The sequence below is a fragment of the Sphingobacterium rhinopitheci genome, assembly GCF_022627575.1.
In the GTDB taxonomy this organism is placed as follows: domain Bacteria; phylum Bacteroidota; class Bacteroidia; order Sphingobacteriales; family Sphingobacteriaceae; genus Sphingobacterium; species Sphingobacterium rhinopitheci.
Window position 1 is genome coordinate 610,097 of the sequence record NZ_JADEYQ010000001.1, and the last position, 17,561, is coordinate 627,657.

Consider the following 17,561-nt stretch of genomic DNA (forward strand, 5'->3'; position numbering starts at 1 on the left):
TTTAGGCAACTAATCTAACCTAACTCATGAAGTACCTATTTACTATTATTGCTTTGATGACATGCTATATTCAAAGTAATAGCCAAATTACAACTCCAAAAAGTCATTTTGGTTTTAATATTGGTGACGATTATCAATTGGCTAATTTCACTCAAACAGAAACCTATTTAAAAAAAATAGCCCATGAATCTGACCGGATTAAATACACTGTAATTGGTAAAACTGAAGAAGGTAGGGACCAACCTATGTTGATCATATCATCACCCGAAAATTTAAAAAATCTAACTAAATACCAGTCAATTGCTCAAACCCTTGCACGAGCAGAAATAACCGAGGCTGAAGCCCAAAAATTATCCAAACAAGGGAAAGCTGTAGTTTGGATTGATGGCGGCTTGCATGCAAATGAAACAGTAGGTACCCATCAACTGATTGAAATGGCTTACTTATTAGCATCAAACAATGATGAAGACACAAAATCTATATTAGACAACACGATTATATTATTGACACATGCTAATCCTGATGGCCAAGAATTGGTGAGCAATTGGTACATGCGTGAATCAGATCCTCAAAAAAGATCATTAGCATATATTCCTAAACTCTATCAAAAATATGCAGGACACGATAACAACAGGGATTTTTTTATGCTGAACTTAAAAGAATCACAAAATATCGCCAAGCAATTGTTCATAGAATGGAATCCTCAGATCATGTACAACCATCACCAAACAGCCCCTGCGGGTGCCGTTGTAGCAGGTGCCCCATATCGAGATCCTTTCAATTATGTATTTGATCCATTAGTAATCACAGGTATCGAATCTTTAGGAGCGGCTATGGCTTCACGCTTATATGCAGAAAATAAACCTGGTTATACACAACGCGGAGGATCAGTATTCTCAACATGGTACAATGGAGGCTTACGTACTACGACGTATTTTCATAATACCATAGGCCTATTAACTGAAATCATCGGAGGACCCAATCCATTTGATATTCCCTTAGTACCATCACGGTTACTTCCTAATAGTAATACACATTATCCTGTTCTTCCACAAACATGGCATTTCAAACAATCTATAGATTACTCGACCTCCCTCAACTATGCTGTCCTAAATTATGCAGCAAAGTATAAGCCTGAATTACTTTACAACATTTACCGAATGGGAAAAAACTCTATTGAGAAGGGCAATAAAGACACTTACAGCTTATCTCCAAGCAAAATAGCAGTTATAGATTCGGCGATTGCAAAGTTGAATAAAGAGGATAAAAATGTACATAGTCAAAGGAGAAATCCTATACAAGCACTAGATTCATTATTTAGCAATCCTGCATATAGAGACCCTAGAGCTTATATAATCACAGCTAATCAAAAGAATCCAGCTACCACCAATAGATTCCTAAGTGCACTATCGGCCAACGGGATTAAAATAGAACAAGCGACAGAAGCATTTCAAGTGAGCGGAAAACTATTCCCTGCTAATAGTTATATTATAAAAACAAATCAAGCATTCAGGCCGCATATATTAGATATGTTTGAAGCGCAAGATCATCCAAATGATTTTGAATATCCAGGCGGTCCTCCTATAGCACCATATGATGCTGCGGGATGGACATTAGCATACCTGATGCATATTAATTTTGAGCGTATTTACGAGCCTATCACTGTAGAAAGCATGTTATTACCATTTGGAGAGCCTATTAAAAGTATAAAAGCAACTATCTCTAACTCTAAATATATAGGCTTATCTATTCAAGAAAATGAAAGCTTTAAGATCGTAAACCAACTATTAGCCGATAATGTAAAAGTATATAGGTTATCATCAGGTGATTTTGCGGTATTAAACAATGAAAAGAATAAAGCCATACTGACGAAAAGCACTGTACCTACATATGGTTTACAAAAAATAGATAAGAAATCAACTATTGTTAAACCTTCGCGCATAGCGCTTTGGGACAGCTATGGTGGCAGTATGCCTTCGGGATGGACGAGGTTTCTGTTTGACGAATATGGCTATGACTACAATGTCATATTTGCAACAGATATAGACAAAGGGAAATTAATAGATAAATATGATATTATTGTATTACCTAGCAATGCACTGTTTAGAAACAACAATAATGCTAAACCTAATAATATACCTGAACCTTATGCTTCGCAATGGGGAAATATCTCAATAGAAAAATCATTACCTGCACTAGAGGAATTTATTAAACAAGGAGGCCAGGTAATTGCTATCGGAGGTGCCTCAAAAATAGCCGAGCACTTGAAATTGGGCATCAGTAATCATTTGGTAGACCTTAATTCGAATCCATTAAGCAGAGAAGTTTTCTATACACCTGGTTCTGTATTAGCCACACAAGTAGATAATACGCAACTATCAACCATGGGCTACCCTCCTACTATTGACATCTATTTCAATAATAATAATGTATATACAATAAACGATGCTACAATCCAACCATTATTGTGGTTTGCGGGAGATAAATTCTTAAAAAGCGGCTGGTCATGGGGTGAACAATATCTCAAAGATGGGGTTATTGGCTTTGAGAAAAATATAGACAATGGTAAGCTAACCGTATTTACAACGGATATAACATTTCGAGCACAGACACATGGAACATTTAGATTACTGTTTAGCAATCTATACAAATAAAAGGATTATTTTAGATAGCAAAGCCTGCCATGAGAATGGCAGGCTTCGCTATCTAAAATATATATAAGCTACGAGATTAAGGCAGCTTCAATTAATTCACCATAAAAATCAGTTTCTTTCATCCCAAAAGCTCTTACCTGCTGTGGAATAAAACTTTGAGCGGTTTGCCCAGGGATAGTATTAATCTCAATAAAGAAAAATTTATCTGTATCATTCTCCAAAAAGAAATCCACACGAACCATACCTTTACAATTCAATCGTATATATATTTCCTTAATTATACGAGCGGCACGATCTTGTTGCTCTTGCGTCAAATCTGCTGGCGTAATTTCTTCTGTTAATCCAGGAATATATTTGGCTTCGAAATCAAAAAACTCTCTCGTAGTTTTCACTTCTGTAGCAGGCAAAACAATAAGCTCACCATTGGTATTTCTAAAAATACCTTGCGAAAATTCACGGCCAGACACAAATTCCTCCACAAGCACTTGATTACCTGTATTCTCAGCATCATACGCTTTGTGCAAAGCTTCATTTAGCTGTTCCATTTCCTTTACTTTGGTCATACCAATACTAGAACCACCAGCATTAGGTTTTACAAAATAAGGTAAAGCTAATTTTGAAGTCACTAATTCATAAGCATTCGTTCTGTGATTTTCGAATAACAATACAGATTTAGCGACATTGATTTCAGGAATATCAGCTATAATAGCTTTTGTATATCCTTTATTCATCGTAAGGGAAGAAGTCAATGCATTACAAGAAGTGTAAGGTAAATTAATCATATCAAAATACCCCTGCAAACGGCCATCTTCACCAGGTGATCCATGCAATATTATAAAAGCAACATCAAAAATTATTTTATCCCCTTTGATTATTACAGAGAAGTCTTCTTTAGATACAGGATATCTTTTTCCATCTTGGTCATCGTAGTACCACCCTTCGGTAGTAATATCAATCATATATACATCATACTTGTTTTTATCAATTTGACTATATACAAATTTAGAACTTTTGTAAGATACCTCTGCTTCTCCTGTATAACCTCCGGTAATTAATGCTACTTTTGTTTTCATATTATTAGTTTGTATATCACAAATATAATTTGAGATACGCTTAAAAACGAATATTTTTGCCTAATAAAATTTTATACTAAAGAACAGATTAATTCGTATTAGTGATTTAACGAAATTAACATAAAAAAAAGCTACATGTCAAAACTATTACTGTATTTAAAGACAAATGAGTTCCGTAAAAATCTAATTTATGCGCTAATAGCAATATTTGGATTATTTTTAATAATTTATTTCGGTCTAAAGACATACACCAAACATGGTGATTCGCAAGAAGTACCTGTATTGAAAGGTCTTCATATCCGTGAAGCCATAAAAATATTAGATGAAGCTGGATTAGCTTATCAAATCGATTCTGTCTATCAATTAGATGCACAGCCTGGATTAGTTATAGAGCAAGATCCGGAAGCATCATCTTTAGTAAAAAGTGGAAGAACCGTATATTTGACTATCATAACCCAGGTAGCTCCAGAAGTAGATTTCCCTAATATAATTGAGAAAAATCTTATTGAAGCAACGGCTATAATTAAAAATCTATCCCTAAAAGTAGGCGACACAATTTATATCAATGATATTGCTAAAGATGTAGTCCTAGATGCTAAATTTGCAGGTCAATCGATAAAAACAGGAAGAAAAATTTCAAAAGGATCTTCTATTACTCTAGTTTTAGGTAATGGCAAGGGTGCAGACGATGTCGAAGTTCCCGTATTAATTAATCTAACCTTATCGGAAGCTAAATTTGCACTACAAGGATTAGGCTTAACCATCGGGTCAATATCAGGGAATATCACTGATACACTTACAGCACGCATAATCGCACAACATCCTGATTCAACAGCTCGAATTATTCCAATTGGCACGCCAATAAATTTAACTTTTTCAAACGATTAAATATATGTCAACAAATAAAAAATTTCCTAAGTGGGTAGGCATCATACTTCTAGTAATAGTACTTATTGCAGGAGTAATAGGATGGAAAGGCTATCAAGCATTTTTAGGATCTTCCGTAACAGATGCTGCACCTTACTTATATGTTCACACCAATGACACCTATATAGACGTCTTGAATCGCATAAAAACAGATAAAATTGTCAAAGACCCTGAAACATTTGACTACGTTGCTAAATTGATGAAATATCCGGAAAGCATAAAATCAGGTAAATATAAATTGACACCAGGAATGAGCAACCGTACATTGATCGGCAATCTTCGTGGAGGCTATCAAGAAGCTGTTAAGCTTAGATTTTCAAACATTAGATTGAAGGAAAATCTTGCTGCTGTGTTGGGTGAAAATTTTCAAGCTGATTCAGCACAGTTTAGTGCACTATTAAACAATGAAGCGCTAGCGGAGCAATATGGTTTTACAAAAGATAATTTCTACGCCATGTTTATTCCAAACACCTACGAAATATATTGGAATACTTCGCCAGAAAAAGTAATAGAACGTCTAAATGAAGAATACAAGAAGTTTTGGACAGCCGAACGACTGGAGAAAGCTAAGGCGCTGAATATGACTCCTGCTGAAGTTTCTATATTAGCTTCTATCGTGCGTGGTGAAGCATTACACAATGACGAGATGCCTATGATCGCAGGTTTATATTTGAATAGATTAAAAAAAGGAATGTTATTACAGGCTGATCCTACTGTTATATTTGCAAATAATGATTTCACGATTAGACGTGTGTTAAATAAACACCTAACTATTGACAATCCATATAATACATATCGCTTTAAAGGATTACCTCCAGGACCGATCAATATGCCACCTATTGTGGCAATCGACGCCGTATTAAATCCAGCGAACCATGATTATATATATATGTGCGCTAAGGAAGATTTTTCAGGATACCATGCTTTTGCAACAACAGTAACTGAACACCTTGTAAATGCAAGGAAATTCCAAAAAGCATTAGATGATAGAAACATAAAAAAATAATTCTTATGTATGTATATGAACATAAACTAAGAGTGAGATATGCCGAGACGGACCAAATGGGCTATGTTTACTACGGAAATTATGCTGCTTATTACGAAGTAGCACGAACAGAAATGCTTCGGGTGACAGGTATTTCATACAAAGAACTAGAAGAAATGGGGGTAATGATGCCTGTTGTAGAAATGCAAACAAAATATCATACGCCGGCAAAATATGACGAATTAATAACCATTAGAATTACAATAAAAGAGCATCCAAGTGTACGTATAAAATTTGAGTATGAATTATTTGATGAAGCTGGTAAACTACTTAATACAGGTATGACACAGTTAGTTTTTGTTGATATGCTAAAAAATAGACCCTGCAAACCACCTCAAATATTTGTAGACAAATTACAATCATACTACCTGAAATGAAAAAAATACAGCGAAGTTTGCTAAAATTAAAAATAGTAAATGAAATAGTTGAATGGTCAAAAACTGCAATTTTACCAGGTTTCAACAAACTTCCGCTGTTTACAGTTATCACTTTCTTTTTTCAAGAAATAAAAAAAGAATCTATTCTGAATAAGGCTTCGTCCTTATCATACAACTTTATGCTCGCTATATTCCCGAGTATAATATTTCTTTTCACCCTAATACCATATATCCCGATAGCTAATTTTCAACAAAATCTACTCGAATTCTTAGCTATCATTATGCCGGAGGAATCCTTTAAGGCAGTAAAATCTACACTGGAGGATATTATAAATACACAAAACAGTGGCTTACTATCTTTTGGTTTTATTTTGGCTACCTTCTTTGCAACCAATGGGATGACCAATCTAATGATGGCATTCAATAAAGCATCACTAACCAAAGAAAATAGAACTTGGCTGCAACGCCGACTTACTGCTTTGGCGTTATCTTTCGCTACAATAATAGCATTAAGTTTAGGAATTGCTATATTCACGATTACAGGACTGACCATCAATTACTTGAAAGACAAAATAGATCTAGATATTTCATGGCTTTGGACATCTATTATCAAATTAGCAAGATGGATAATATTTTTTGCTATTTATTTTTTCACCGTAAGTTTACTCTATAAATATGGTCCATCAGTGTCAAAACGATGGAAGCTTATCAACCCTGGAGCATCATTAGCGACTATTTTGGCGATATTAACTTTTTCTGGATTTGCTTTTTACATAAATAATTTTAATGCCTATAACAAGTTATATGGATCAATTGGTACAATGATTGTAATAATGATTTGGATGTATCTCAATTCATTAATTCTATTGATAGGATTTGAGCTAAATGCAAGTATTACTTTGTCAAAGCAAAGTGTCAAACCAATTATAATAAAAAACACCAACACTTTTAAAATAACCTAAAAATGATAGAAAGTAAAGGTTTCAATATTAGTCGAATTACTAGAGTATTATTGTTAATCACTACTTTCATCCTATTCATAGCTTTCTTCTTTCTTTTTAATTCTTCATATCACCAATATGAAAACATAGAGGATAAAACGAAAAACATCTTACAAACATTTAAAGAAAGTCAAGAAAATATTGATACCATTTACAATAAATTTAATGAAGCACAACAGCACTTTGTAATCTTTAGTAAAAGTCTAAATCCCAAAGACTATAGTGAATACGAAAAAAGGCTATATAATTTCAAAACTGTTATTGATTCTTTAGTCACAACACGAAAAGAAATTATTAAAAAAGAAGAACAAAAGAACCTTAAGATAGAACAGGATAAGAAAATCCTAAATTACTTCCTTCTCATAAGTTCAAACCTCGATAGTACAATTATTTTTAAAGAAACACTAGAGAAGAATTCAATAGCGAATCCATCTTTGGCTACATTCAATACTATTAAAAATATATTGCTTTCCTATAATGTCAATGTACTTTATAAAATAAACCAAGTAATAAGAACCCTAAATCATGATCTCTTACAGTTAAAAAGAGATATTATAGAAAATGAGTCAAAAGTGATATTTGAGGAATCTAACCAATTTAGGGTAAAAACATTCCTATGTTTAATATTTATATTTATCCTAATATGTATTATCATTTATTATCAATTCTTTTCCTCGTATTATAAGCGCAAACTAACGAACGAAAAACTATACGCCCGCAAGCTTGCAGAAAAAAAATCTGATATTTTTACCGAAATAGCACATGAGATAAGAACGCCAATAAACTCGTTGATAGGAATCATAGAAATCCTTAAGAAGAAAAAAAACTTATACAACGAAGAAGATCGACTGTTAGTAGAATCAGCCTATACGAGTATTACCAATACATCCAACATAATTAATGATATTTTAAACCAAAACACGAAAAAAGATGCTAGCAACAATTACCATTCCTTTGATATCGAAGAGATTGTATCTGACATCATTGAGTTACACCAAAGTGAAGCAAAAATTAAGCACCTCAAATTAGAATATTCCTTAGACAATGATAGTCCAACGATCATCTTCACTGATGAATTTAAAATACGACAAATCATTAATAACATGATAGCAAATGCCATAAAATATTCTAATGAAGGTACTGTAAGTTGTGGTATAGAAATCTTAGACACGAGCATACTTAAGATTCGAATTAAAGATGAAGGTATTGGAATTCCTATTGATGTACAGCAGAATATCTTTAAAAGATATTTTACAGCAGAAATAGACGATAAATATAGTAGTGGATTAGGTTTAGGACTTTATATAACCAAAAAACTAGTTAATTCCCTTAATGGTAAAATCGCCATCCAAAGCATCATTGCTAAAGGAACCGTATTTACGGTAGAAATCCCTATTCCAATCGCCAAACATAAAGCTTCGGAACCGCATCAATACACGACATTAAATGATCTCCCATATCAATTATCATGGCTTATCGTAGATGATAATGCGTTAAACCTTTTGTACTTAAAACAATTCTTCGCTAAATTTCCAAATACGTATAGTGCAAACAATGGAATGGAAGCATTAGAAATAATATCTAAACAAAAAATAGATATCATAATCACTGACATCAATATGCCGATAATGACTGGAGATGAATTATTAGTCAAAATAAAGGAAAATGTCATTTATAACCATATAAAAGTAATAGCAACATCATCTGACAATCAACAAGTTAAAAAACTAGAAGTAATCAACAATTGTTACTTTGACGGCATATTAACAAAGCCATTTAATGAAAAAGACCTACTTAAAACTATCGTAAACACCTTAAATATGAAATAAAGGGTTAAACTATAATAGCATCAAATATATTTTCACATAAAATATTGTAAATAAAAGATTTTCGTATCTTTGCACTTCCTACTTAAGTAGGAAAAAGGAGAAATTAATTAATGGCAAAAAAACAAGAAGCAGAAAAAGAGTTAGCGGCGAAAAACGCAGAGCTACAGGGTGCTGACACTAAAGTAGTGAAAGACACAGAGACAATTGAGTCTGAAGCAGATTCAAATTTAATCGACCAAATCAAATCAAACACTTGGAGTACTCCAGCTGGTGATTTCGATTGGGATGCTGATGAGAAAGCTTTCGGTAACTATAGCGAAGCTGAGCGTACTAAATTAGAAGAGCAATACGCAGGTACTTTCAACCAAATCAATCAAGGTGAAATTATCGAAGGTGTTGTTGTTTCAATTAACAACAAAGACGTTGTATTAAACGTAGGTTTCAAATCAGACGGTCTTGTAGCAAAAACTGAGTTTCGTGATTTACCTGAGTTAAAAATCGGGGATACTGTTGATGTATTTGTTGAATCTCAAGAGGATGCAAATGGTCAGTTAGTATTGTCACGTAAGCGTGCAAAAACTCAAAGATCATGGGAAGCTATCAATGAGGCATTAGAAAATGATGCTATCATCGATGGTTACGTTAAATCTCGTACTAAAGGTGGTTTAATCGTTGACATCAAAGGTGTAGAAGCATTCTTACCTGGATCTCAAATCGATATCAAACCTATCCGTGACTACGATATTTATGTAGGTAAAACTATGGAATTCAAAGTTGTAAAAATCAACCACGAATTCAAAAACGTAGTCGTATCACACAAAGTATTAATTGAAGACGATTTAGAGAACCAAAAATCTGAAATCGTTGCTAAATTAGAAAAAGGTCAAGTATTAGAAGGAACAGTTAAAAATATCACTGACTTCGGTGTGTTCATCGATTTAGGTGGTGTTGATGGTTTACTTCACATTACTGATATCTCTTGGGGCCGTATCGAGCATCCAAAAGAAGTTTTAGCTTTAGATCAAACGATCAACGTAGTTGTATTAGATTTTGATGATGAGAAAAAACGTATCGCCTTAGGTTTAAAACAATTATCAGCTCACCCTTGGGAATCTTTAGACACAGCTTTAGAGATTGGTTCAAAAGTTAAAGGTAAAATCGTAACAGTTGCTGATTACGGTGCTTTCTTAGAAATCATCCCAGGTGTTGAAGGATTAATCCACGTTTCAGAAATGTCTTGGTCACAAAACTTACGTTCTCCACAAGAGTTCTTAAAAGTAGGTGATGAGATCGAAGCTCAAATCTTAACATTAGATCGCGAAGAGCGTAAAATGAGCTTAGGTATCAAACAATTGACTCCTGATCCATGGAAAAACATCACTGAGCGTTACCCTGTAGGTTCAAAACAAACAGCAGTAGTTAAAAACATGACTAACTTTGGTGTTTTTGTTGAATTAGAAGACGGTATCGATGGTTTGATCCACATCTCTGATTTATCATGGTCTAAAAAAATCAACCACCCTAACGAATTCACTAAAGTAGGTGAAACATTAGACGTAGTTGTTTTAGAATTAGACGAAGAAAACCGCAAGTTATCTTTAGGTCACAAACAATTAGAAGAAAACCCTTGGGATACTTTCGAAACAATCTTCACTGAAGGTTCGTTACACGAAGGTACAGTTATCAAAGTTGGTGACAAAGGTGATATCGTAGCTTTACAATACGGTGTTGAAGGATTCTGTCCATCTAAACACTCTGTTAAAGAAGACGGTAATTCTTTAAAAGTTGATGACGTTGTTGAATTCAAAATCATTGAATTTAATAAAGAAAACAAACGTTTAGTTATCTCTCACTCACGTATTTGGGAAGATGCTAAAGAAGAAGTTCGTAAAGAAGAATCAAATGCTCGCAAGAAAGATGCTAAAGCATCATCTAATGCAGTTAAAAAAGTAAAAGATTCTGTTGAGAAATCTACTTTAGGTGACTTAGACGTTTTAGCTCAATTAAAAGAGCAAATGGAAGGTAAATAATTCTAACGCGTTTAGAATCTTTCAAATAATAAAAGCTCCAACCATCTGGTTGGAGCTTTTTTATTTTAAGTTAGTTGCATCACAAGAAAGAATAGAGTATTTTTAAAATAATATTAATAGGTAACTGTTATCTATACCGATTTATAATGAAAACTAACATTCGCGTATTACTGCTTATACTTACCCTCCTATTTTTGGGCACAGCATTAACAATACGCCATACTGTTACTGACACAGATATATTAGAATTAGATACAAAATATCTTAATAAGAACCTCCTTAAGAAAGAAAATCTAGTAAACGAAATATTTAGTGATTCATTACTATTAAAAACATTTGATAATAGCGAAAACTATCCATTACATGTAAAAGACATTGCAAAAAAATATCTAGACCAGCATGTCTATTTATATATTTATAAAAACAATACACCTATTTTTTGGGCAACAAATAGTTATGTTCCTACAAAATTATCCACGTTTTCAAAACAAACCAGTTATATTCAGGAAGAGAACTCTTCTTATGTAGCAAAGGAAAAAGAATTATCCAATGGTAAAAAGCTATTAGCCTTAATACCCATAGAACAAGAATTTATCAGTCTTAAAAATAGCAAAAAGAAAAAACTATTAGATTATTTACAAGCTGATAATATAGAAATAGCACAATTTAGTGACTCAGAAAATATTAGAAATATCTATTCACCAGATGATTCGCTATTATTCTCAGTAAAATTAAAATCAGGAAAACATGATAATATATACATACGTCTGCAGTTATTGTGTTGGTTTTTTGCAAGCATATGTTTTATTATTATAGTAACAAATATTTGCCATCATTTGGCTAAAAGAAAGAAGCCATTAAAATCTATATTACTACTCGGTATTACGTTATTTCTGATCCGCATATTTGACTTAGAAACGAATTGGATTTCTTCGCTTTCTAACTTAGATATATTTCTTCCAGAAAAATATTCATACAACTATTTTTCACCTAATATATGGGCATACTTGATTAACACCTTAAGCATATTTTGGCTTATTGTATATACATTAAGTATAAAGAAATACATTAAAGTATCAAATAAGTTAAAACATCCCGTACTATCAATACTAATATATTACATTCTACTCTCTTTCTTATATATATTTTACACTTATATATTTGATCAATTAGCTACGCTAATTACCTACTCTTCTGATTACCAAAAAGATTTAGCAAAATTTTTATATAGCAATTCATTAACCTATATACATATCATTATATATTCGATAAGTATCGTATCGTTAATACTACTAACAGATTTTATCTTAAGGATAGTTGAACAATTAAATTTAAAAAATATCACCGCATTAAACATTCAACTAGTCGTTCTGATACAATTTATAATAATATTCTCTACCAGCGGAAATCTTAGTATCATATCCATACTAATTGGTATTTTGATCATGGCTAGATTATTTGATAATATCGTCTCGCCTGAGATAAACAAATACATACATGTTGTAACCCTCATTATAATAGCATTAATTACGAATATAAAATTCAGTGAAGCTAATAAACAAACATTATTAGAGCAGATGAAAATTACTATTTCTGCTATTCAATCAGAGGATGATATTCAAGCGATTAGTAATTTTAAGAAACTCGAAAAAGATATACTCCAGGACAAGCAATTAAAGCTACTTTTAGGCTATGCTAAGCGTCATGAAAATGATGAGATCATAAATGAGTATATAAGGAAAAAATACCTTAATGATTACATTTCCAAATATCATTTTAAAGGATATTATTTTGAAAATGATATTCCACTAGGTAATTATAATTCCCAAATAATAGATATTTTCAGAGAGAAAGTAATAGGTCAGTCAATAAAAGTAGATGAGACAGATCTTTTTTATAAGTCACAAATAACAGGAATAGGTATTTATGAGTATTTTTCTATTATTCGTATTCCAATTTCATATAACACCAATGCAACCCTAATATTAGACTTTACGAATAAAAATTCGAATGATATTATATATAATCTAACAGGAGGGAAATCCGTATTAACAAACTTTCAAAATTCCAATGAGGACAGCTATGCTATCTATAGAGGTAACAATTTAGTCGCACAAAAAGGAAGCTATATTTATTCAAATAGAGATAGAAATATTCCAAAAGTAAAGAATGAATTTATTAAATATGATAGTCAGGATGGTTATTACCATTTGATATATCGTAATAATGAAGATGAAACCATAATAGTTAGTAAACCCGATCAACCCTATTGGCAATTTATAGCATTTACATCCGTTATTTTTCTATTATTATATGTGCTATCGTTCCTTACGAAATTGGTTTTACATATTATTCCTCGTTATTCAAAAAGAGAATTTAGATTACGCTATCTTAACTATCAAATAAGAGAAATTTACAATACCATAAGATATAGTACACGTATACAGACATTAGTTATTTCATCCGTACTAGTCGCTATTCTCATATCAGGATTGATCACATTTTTTAGCATACGTATCCAAACAAAACAAACTAGAGAAAACACGCGTTTAAAATATATAGCTGAAGTAGCTAATAAATTAGAGTTAAAAATACTAACAGAAAACAATAATGACCAAATAAGCCATCTTCAAGAATTGATGAAGAGTATTGCGGATGTAGTTGTTACAGACTTCAATCTATTTGACAACAGTGGAAAACTAGTTTATACAACGCAACCAAAAATATTCGAACAAAACTTCTTGTCCATTTATATGAATCCTACTGCATTTATAGAATTAAATGTACTAAAAAAGACAGAAACACATAATGAGGTTGTCATGGCAAATTATAGTTATGAATCTATCTATGCAACTATTAAAAACAGTAATTATAATACAGTAGCCTATTTAGGCATACCGTATTATGATTCGCAAGAAATAGATCTTGAAAGTCGAGACATTTTATTAAATACGATATTCAACATTTATACTATTATTATCATAGTATTTGCATTCCTGTCCTTATATATTGCAAATAAGATTACAGAGCCTTTGCAATTAATCCGTAAAAAATTATCAACTACGAATTTGAATGACAAATTAAATGAACCTTTGTATTGGAAAAAGAAAGATGAGATCGGTCTTTTGATTAAGGATTACAATTATATGTTAATCAAGCTAGAAGAAAATGCCAAACAATTACGTAATGCAGAACGTGAAAGTGCTTGGCGAGAAATGGCAAAACAAGTAGCTCATGAGATCAAAAATCCATTGACGCCCATGAAACTAGGGATTCAACATTTGAGACGTTCATTTAATGAAAATGATCCACGTTTGAAAGAACGCTTTGAAAAAATAACAAGGTCATTTATTGAACAAATTGATGCATTAGCACATATTGCAAACGAATTCTCGACATTTGCAAAGCTTCCAGACACACGTCTAATTCCTATTGATGTAAACAAAGAGATCAATGAATCTATAGAAACATTCAAACACAGTACTAACACGACGATAGATTTTAAAAATCTTACCGGTATAGATTTATTAATCATACTTGGTGATAGAGATCAAGCATTACGGGCCTTTAATAATTTGTTAAAAAATGCTATAGAAGCTACTTCCGTTAAAAGAAAGCATCAGATAAGTATTAGTATTGAAAAAATTGATGTTGATTGGATTAAAATAAGTGTAAAAGATAATGGTGATGGTATACCTCATGAATTAAGAAGCAATATTTTTAAGCCAAATTTCACTACTAAATCATCGGGAACAGGATTGGGATTAGCTTTTGTAAAACAAACTGTAGATGCAATGGGTGGACGAATTTACTACGAATCACACATTAATGTTGGCACCACATTCTTCATTGAATTACCAATCTACAAAGAAAATAAAACATTACAATAGTATTTTTACATGATTCATATGTACGAAAAAAAATAAAGCACTATATTCGTTCAAAAAAACACTAATTAATATGAATTGGAGAAAATCTCTATTTGTTGCAGCTGCACTATTAGCTACAAGCGCGCAAACATTTGCTCAAGACAATTTAATAAATGCACTTAATAACAATGTAAGTGATAAAAGTAAAGAAGGCTTTGTCTTTACAGAATTAATTAATTTAGGTAATACATCGATTAAAGATCAAGGTTCTTCGGGTACATGTTGGGCATATTCTGGAAATTCATTCCTAGAGTCTGAGATGATTCGCCAAGGCAAAAAACCTGTAGAAATATCACCAATCTTTACGGCCTACTATACCTACTTAGAAAAGTCTAAAAATTATGTTAGACTACACGGTAACCAAGCGCAAGGTGAAGGAGGTCAATTGCATGATGTATTGACAATATTCCGCAAATTTGGAGCTGTACCTCAAGAAACATATACAGGATTACGCGAAGGACAAACTAGAAATAATTTCGCTGAAATGTCTTCTATCTTACAGGGGATGAATGCAAATATTGTTAAAAACAAAAAGTTAACTCCAGAGTGGCAAAATGCTGTTAAAGGTGTAATGAATGCTTATTTAGGTGAAATACCTGAGACATTCGAATATAATGGCAAAACATATACTCCACGTACTTGGGCAGACCAAGTAGTAGGCATCAACCCTGACGAATATATAGGTATCAGTTCCTTTAAAGAATATCCATACTACAAACCATTTGTATTATTAATTCCTGACAACTGGTCTTTCGAGAGCTTTTACAATGTAAAAATGAATGAATTGACAGAAGTAATTGACCATGCTTTAGAAAATGGTTTTACCGTTGCTTGGGCTACAGATGTTTCCGAAAAATACTTTAGTTGGAAAAATGGTATTGCTTTTGTTCCTGAAAAAGATTTCGATAAAATGAGCAAAGAGGAACAAGCTAATTTATTCAATGGTCCAAAACCAGAGGCTCAAATAACAGAAGAGTTACGCCAATTAGCATTTGATGATTATTCAACAACGGATGACCATGGTATGCATATCGTAGGTCTTGTTAAAGATCAAAATGGTAAAGAATACTATATTGTTAAAAACTCTTGGGGAGCATCCAATGATTACAAAGGATACATGTATGTTACCAAAGAATTTGTAAAATATAAAACTCTTACTATCCTTTTGAATAAAAATGGCTTATCAAAAGAAATAACAAAAAAATTAGGATTAAAATAAAAGTAAATAAAAACGGCATCTAAAATTAGGTGCCGTTCTTTATTTATTCCCCATCAATTCCAAATAAGGATATCAATTTTTTGAGCTTGGGCGCATCTTTAGGGCTTAATTTGCCTGCCAATATCAACCGCATCTCTCTACGTCGAAGTGCTGCTTCAAACAATTGTATTTCCTGCTCTGTTTCAGGTACTAATTCAGGAACTTGCTTAGGCTTCCCTACAGGATCTATAGCTACAAAAGTATAATAAGCTTCATTGGTCTTGACCTTAGTTGCCTGTGGCAAATTTTGAGCAAATATCTCCATACGTACTTCTACAGAAGAATTAAACGCACGGGTTACTTGTGCTTGTATCGTTACTACCTCGCCTAATTTTATAGAGCGACTGAATGAAACATTATCTACAGATACGGTTACTACGACATTACTGCAATGCTTTTGAGCAGCCATAGCTGAGCAAATATCCATCCAGTACAATAATCGGCCACCCATAAGATTACCAAATGTATTGGTATCATTGGGAAGTACCAACTCATTCATCTCCGTATAAGACTCTTTTGCAAATTTACCTGCCATATCTTTTTAATTGATCACAAATATACGTCAAAGATTCCACAAAGGGTGTTGGTTGATACTTTAACACTATTTTTGATTTCTTTAAATTAAAACCAGTCATCCGAGGTCTATTATTTTCCTGCCCTAATTCCTTAGCCGTAATAGGCGAAATTAATTCCTTTTTAAGAGATAAAGCATCAGCAATTTTATACACCGACTCTTCTATGGTCATTAACTCATCTCCTGAAATATGAAAAATTCCCTTAGCATGCATATTCATCGCTAACAAACAGGACTGAGCGAGATCATCCACCCAAGTAGGCATACGCCATTGATCAGAAACTACTTTAATAGGCTTGTTTTGTTCTAACTGCCCTTTTGCCCACAACACTAAATTTCCTCTGCTACGATCGGGAATAGCACCATATACCAGAATAGTTCGCAAAATTGCTGCTGTAGCACCTGAAGCAAGCACTGCATTTTCAGCTAATATCTTTGACTGACCATAATAGTTTACAGCTTTGGTACTATCCTCTTCCGAATATGGGCCTTCTGTGCCATCAAATACAAAATCAGTACTTATAAAAGTGAAATGGCTATTGTTATCTTTAGCATACTGACTTAAATACTCCGTCAATGCTACATTGATAAGATCAGCATATTGTTTATCTTCCTCACAAGCTTCGACAGCTGTTACAGCGGCAGTATGCAGGATATGGGTAGGCTTAAATTTAGTAATCTCCTGTTTTAAAACTTCAAAATCCACAAGATCCAATCTCACAAATTCATCATCATTCAAATAAATGTTTCTATTAGCGGATTTAGAAACCCCCAATACATTGTATGGTAACTGTTCATCCTTAATTAACTCACAAAACTTTTGAGCTAGAAAACCATTAGACCCAGTAATAAAAATTCGCATAT

12 protein-coding genes are annotated in these 17,561 nt (G+C 32.7%); 9 read left to right on the top strand and 3 right to left on the bottom strand.

The window, feature by feature from the left end; genetic code table 11:
• Positions 1-26 precede the first annotated feature (26 nt).
• Entirely contained in the window at positions 27-2,654 is a 2,628-nt protein-coding gene (locus tag IP023_RS02695) for a M14 family metallopeptidase (RefSeq protein ID WP_241788703.1), read from the top strand.
• A gap of 68 nt (positions 2,655-2,722) precedes the next feature.
• Here the strand turns inward: IP023_RS02695 and IP023_RS02700 are convergent, their stop codons facing one another.
• Positions 2,723-3,727, bottom strand: coding sequence for a D-alanine--D-alanine ligase (locus IP023_RS02700; RefSeq protein ID WP_241788704.1), 1,005 nt, complete (start codon positions 3,725-3,727; stop codon positions 2,723-2,725).
• A 135-nt stretch (positions 3,728-3,862) separates the two neighbouring features.
• On the opposite strand from IP023_RS02700, the gene IP023_RS02705 reads away from it, so the two are divergent.
• From IP023_RS02705 to IP023_RS02740, 8 genes are all read left to right on the top strand, one after another.
• The gene (locus tag IP023_RS02705; protein ID WP_241788705.1) at positions 3,863-4,615 is read left to right on the top strand and encodes a PASTA domain-containing protein; all 753 of its coding nucleotides are present in this window, start codon (positions 3,863-3,865) and stop codon (positions 4,613-4,615) included.
• Positions 4,616-4,619: 4 nt separating this feature from the next.
• Positions 4,620-5,660: an endolytic transglycosylase MltG gene (gene mltG, locus IP023_RS02710; RefSeq protein ID WP_241788706.1), complete on the top strand. Its 1,041-nt coding sequence runs from the start codon at positions 4,620-4,622 to the stop codon at positions 5,658-5,660.
• A gap of 5 nt (positions 5,661-5,665) precedes the next feature.
• Positions 5,666-6,076 (top strand): acyl-CoA thioesterase, encoded by a 411-nt coding sequence (locus tag IP023_RS02715; RefSeq protein ID WP_241788707.1) that lies wholly within the window; start codon positions 5,666-5,668, stop codon positions 6,074-6,076.
• Complete coding sequence (locus IP023_RS02720; RefSeq protein ID WP_241788708.1) at positions 6,073-7,038, top strand: YihY/virulence factor BrkB family protein; 966 nt, start codon at positions 6,073-6,075, stop codon at positions 7,036-7,038. The genes IP023_RS02715 and IP023_RS02720 overlap by 4 nt, the downstream gene beginning before the upstream one ends.
• Positions 7,039-7,040: 2 nt before the next feature.
• On the top strand, positions 7,041-8,906 hold the full coding sequence (locus IP023_RS02725) for a hybrid sensor histidine kinase/response regulator (protein WP_241788709.1): 1,866 nt from the start codon (positions 7,041-7,043) through the stop codon (positions 8,904-8,906).
• 110 nt (positions 8,907-9,016) lie between these two features.
• Positions 9,017-10,936 (top strand): 30S ribosomal protein S1, encoded by a 1,920-nt coding sequence (gene rpsA, locus IP023_RS02730; protein WP_241788710.1) that lies wholly within the window; start codon positions 9,017-9,019, stop codon positions 10,934-10,936.
• Positions 10,937-11,082: 146 nt separating this feature from the next.
• A complete protein-coding gene (locus tag IP023_RS02735; RefSeq protein WP_241788711.1) occupies positions 11,083-14,826 on the top strand; it encodes an ATP-binding protein in 3,744 nt (1,247 codons plus the stop codon).
• A 70-nt stretch (positions 14,827-14,896) separates the two neighbouring features.
• Positions 14,897-16,084, top strand: coding sequence for a C1 family peptidase (locus IP023_RS02740; RefSeq protein ID WP_241788712.1), 1,188 nt, complete (start codon positions 14,897-14,899; stop codon positions 16,082-16,084).
• 43 nt (positions 16,085-16,127) lie between these two features.
• On the opposite strand, the gene IP023_RS02745 is transcribed toward IP023_RS02740, so the two are convergent.
• Positions 16,128-16,658 carry an acyl-CoA thioesterase gene (locus IP023_RS02745; protein ID WP_241788713.1) on the bottom strand — a complete coding sequence of 177 codons (531 nt, stop codon included), beginning with the start codon at positions 16,656-16,658 and terminating at the stop codon, positions 16,128-16,130.
• On the bottom strand, positions 16,648-17,559 hold the full coding sequence (locus IP023_RS02750; RefSeq protein WP_241788714.1) for an SDR family oxidoreductase: 912 nt from the start codon (positions 17,557-17,559) through the stop codon (positions 16,648-16,650). Before IP023_RS02750 ends, IP023_RS02745 begins: the two co-directional genes overlap by 11 nt.
• Positions 17,560-17,561 lie beyond the last annotated feature (2 nt).

What these genes read in the sequence shown, in the direction of transcription:
- IP023_RS02725 (WP_241788709.1), top strand. Translation starts at nt 7,041, where the DNA reads ATGATAGAAAGTAAAGGTTTCAATATTAGTCGAATTACTAGAGTATTA.
- IP023_RS02705 (WP_241788705.1), top strand. Translation starts at nt 3,863, where the DNA reads ATGTCAAAACTATTACTGTATTTAAAGACAAATGAGTTCCGTAAAAAT.
- mltG (WP_241788706.1), top strand. Translation starts at nt 4,620, where the DNA reads ATGTCAACAAATAAAAAATTTCCTAAGTGGGTAGGCATCATACTTCTA.
- IP023_RS02695 (WP_241788703.1), top strand. Translation starts at nt 27, where the DNA reads ATGAAGTACCTATTTACTATTATTGCTTTGATGACATGCTATATTCAA.
- IP023_RS02700 (WP_241788704.1), bottom strand. Translation starts at nt 3,727, where the DNA reads ATGAAAACAAAAGTAGCATTAATTACCGGAGGTTATACAGGAGAAGCA.
- IP023_RS02720 (WP_241788708.1), top strand. Translation starts at nt 6,073, where the DNA reads ATGAAAAAAATACAGCGAAGTTTGCTAAAATTAAAAATAGTAAATGAA.
- rpsA (WP_241788710.1), top strand. Translation starts at nt 9,017, where the DNA reads ATGGCAAAAAAACAAGAAGCAGAAAAAGAGTTAGCGGCGAAAAACGCA.
- IP023_RS02735 (WP_241788711.1), top strand. Translation starts at nt 11,083, where the DNA reads ATGAAAACTAACATTCGCGTATTACTGCTTATACTTACCCTCCTATTT.
- IP023_RS02740 (WP_241788712.1), top strand. Translation starts at nt 14,897, where the DNA reads ATGAATTGGAGAAAATCTCTATTTGTTGCAGCTGCACTATTAGCTACA.
- IP023_RS02715 (WP_241788707.1), top strand. Translation starts at nt 5,666, where the DNA reads ATGTATGTATATGAACATAAACTAAGAGTGAGATATGCCGAGACGGAC.
- IP023_RS02750 (WP_241788714.1), bottom strand. Translation starts at nt 17,559, where the DNA reads ATGCGAATTTTTATTACTGGGTCTAATGGTTTTCTAGCTCAAAAGTTT.
- IP023_RS02745 (WP_241788713.1), bottom strand. Translation starts at nt 16,658, where the DNA reads ATGGCAGGTAAATTTGCAAAAGAGTCTTATACGGAGATGAATGAGTTG.